General features: G+C 64.0%; 2 protein-coding genes. One reads left to right on the forward strand and one right to left on the reverse strand.

Annotation, left to right across the window (positions count from 1 at the left end):
- Nucleotides 1–278: 278 nt before the first annotated feature.
- Nucleotides 279–1499 carry a CaiB/BaiF CoA-transferase family protein gene (locus M0954_RS28595; protein WP_297356853.1) on the reverse strand — a complete coding sequence of 407 codons (1221 nt, stop codon included), beginning with the start codon at nt 1497–1499 and terminating at the stop codon, nt 279–281.
- Nucleotides 1500–1899: 400 nt separating this feature from the next.
- On the opposite strand from M0954_RS28595, the gene M0954_RS28600 reads away from it, so the two are divergent.
- The coding region (locus tag M0954_RS28600; RefSeq protein ID WP_297356855.1) for an alanine--tRNA ligase-related protein at nt 1900–2737 on the forward strand (838 nt) is incomplete at its 3' end.

The raw sequence follows: 2737 nt of genomic DNA on the forward strand, positions 1-2737 counted from the left end.
AGCTCGCCGACCAGTTGAAGGCCAAGGGCTATACGCTCGAAGGGCAGTCGTTCAACGGCGACGTGCAGCTGATCCGCGTCGAAGGCACGACCCCGCAACCTGCGGCGGACCCGCGTGGTGCAGGCGTGGGAGCGGTGTTTCAATAGGGCGCGCGGCTGGGGCTGAGGCCTAGGCCCGCCGCGCGCCGCGTCGACCCTGGACCGGATTAGCCGCGGGCCTTTTGTGGCCGCTGGCCTTGGCCCGAACCCTCCGCCCGAGCCCATCGCGCCGCCCCGCCCTCAGATCGCCGCTTGCGCGCGCAGCGCCGCAATTCGGTCCTCGTCATAGCCCAGCACGTCGCGCAGGACAGTCTCCGTATGCTCGCCGAGCGTGGGCGGGTGTGTCAGTGCCTGCGGTGGCGTGCCGCTCATGTTGATCGGATTGCGCACCAGCTTCACGTTGCCGCCGGACGGATGCGGCAGATCGACCTGCATGCCGCGCGCCACCACCTGCTCGTTTTCGAACACCTCGGCCAGATCGTTGATCGGACCGCACGGCACGCCGGCCGCTTCGAGCGCCGCAATCCATTGCTGCTTGCCGAGCGTGCGGACCATCTCCGCGAGAATCGGCACCAGCGTATCGCGATTGCGTACGCGCGCAGGGTTGGTGGCAAAGCGCTCGTCGTCGGCCAACTCTGTGCGGCCACCGGCTTCGACGAATTTGCGAAATTGCCCGTCGTTGCCGACTGCGACGATGATCCACCCGTCGCTCGTCTGGAAGGTCTGGTAGGGCACGATGTTCGGATGCGCATTGCCCCAGCGTGCTGGCGGCTGACCGCTCGCGAGGAAATTGGAGTTCATGTTCGCCAGCATCGCGACCTGCACGTCGAGTAGCGCCATGTCGATGTACTGGCCTTCGCCCGTGCGGTCGCGATGCGTGAGCGCGGTCAGCACGGCAACGGTCGAATACATGCCGGTCATCAGATCCGCGATCGCCACGCCGGCCTTTTGCGGACCGCCGCCCGGCAAGCCGTCGCGCTCGCCGGTGATGCTCATGAAACCGCCGATACCCTGCACAATGAAGTCGTACCCCGCCCGTTGCGCGTACGGGCCGGTTTGACCGAAGCCGGTCACGGAGCAGTAGATGAGGTCCGGCTTTATTTCCTTCAGCGACGCATAGTCGAGGCCGTATTTCTGCAACTGGCCGACCTTGTAGTTTTCCATCACCACATCGCTCTGGGCGGCCAGTTCGCGAATGATGCGCTGTCCTTCGGGCGTGGCGATATCCACCGTCACCGAGCGCTTGTTGCGATTCGCCGCGAGGTAGTAGGCGGCCTCGTGGGTATCCGCACCGTCTGGCGTTTTGAGGTACGGGGGCCCCCAGTGGCGGGTGTCGTCGCCGACCTCAGGCCGTTCGATCTTGATGACGTCCGCGCCGAAGTCGGCGAGCGTTTGCGCGCACCACGGGCCGGCGAGCACGCGGGTGAGGTCCAGCACGCGGATATGACTGAGAGCGCCCATATTGTGTCGATGTCTCCTGTGTCGGCCAGAGTTGGCGCTTCAGCGCTTACTCCGGTCCCATGCAAAGTTGTTGCGGTTGGCCGAGCTGCGGGGTCGGTGCTCCCACAGAGGGGCGCTTTGGTATTGAGGCAGAGGCAGTGCAGTGTCGATGTCCGGAATCTTAAGCGATTCCCGCGTTCAGGCCCATTCGGCCGAATGGCATAGGGCGAACGCCCTCTCGAAACACGGCGCCCGGTGCCAAAACCTGGCCGGACGGCTAATCCTGCGCTCTGGCGGCGCTGAGCCGCCTCGCAAGGGCGCTGATCCCGTATAATCAGTCGTTTAAGCAACAATCGGTTGGCGCATTCCAGATGTCACTCTCGGATGTCGCCAGATCCAGCCAGGACCGTCCCAGTACGCTATGAAAGCCGCCGAAATCCGCGAGAAATTCCTCAAGTTCTTCGAATCGAAGGGCCATACGATCGTTCGCTCGTCGAGCCTTGTGCCCGGCAACGACCCCACGCTGCTCTTCACCAATTCGGGGATGGTGCAGTTCAAAGACGTGTTCCTCGGCGCGGAATCGCGTCCGTACTCGCGCGCCACGACGTCACAGCGCAGCGTGCGCGCGGGCGGCAAGCACAACGACCTCGAAAACGTCGGCTACACGGCGCGTCACCACACGTTCTTCGAGATGCTCGGCAACTTCTCGTTTGGCGACTACTTCAAGCGCGACGCAATCCACTACGCGTGGGAACTGCTGACGGGCGTGTACCAGTTGCCCAAAGACAAGCTCTGGGTCACCGTCTATCAGGAAGACGACGAGGCCTACGACATCTGGGCGAAGGAAGTGGGCGTGCCGACCGAGCGGATCATCCGCATCGGCGACAACAAGGGCGCGCGCTACGCGTCGGACAATTTCTGGCAGATGGCCGACGTCGGCCCGTGCGGCCCATGCTCGGAAATCTTCTATGACCACGGCCCGGAAGTGTGGGGTGGCCCGCCGGGATCGCCCGAGGAAGACGGCGACCGCTACATCGAGATCTGGAATCTCGTGTTCATGCAGTTCAGCCGCGACGCGCAAGGCACTCTGACGCCGCTGCCCAAGCAGTGCGTCGACACCGGCATGGGCCTCGAGCGCCTGGCCGCCATCCTGCAACACGTCCACAGCAATTACGAAATCGACCTGTTCCAAGCGTTGATCCGCGCCGCCGCGCGCGAAACCGCCTGTACCGACCTGAACGACAATTCGCTGAAAGTGA

The organism is Paraburkholderia sp. (assembly GCF_026225065.1).
GTDB lineage: Bacteria > Pseudomonadota > Gammaproteobacteria > Burkholderiales > Burkholderiaceae > Paraburkholderia.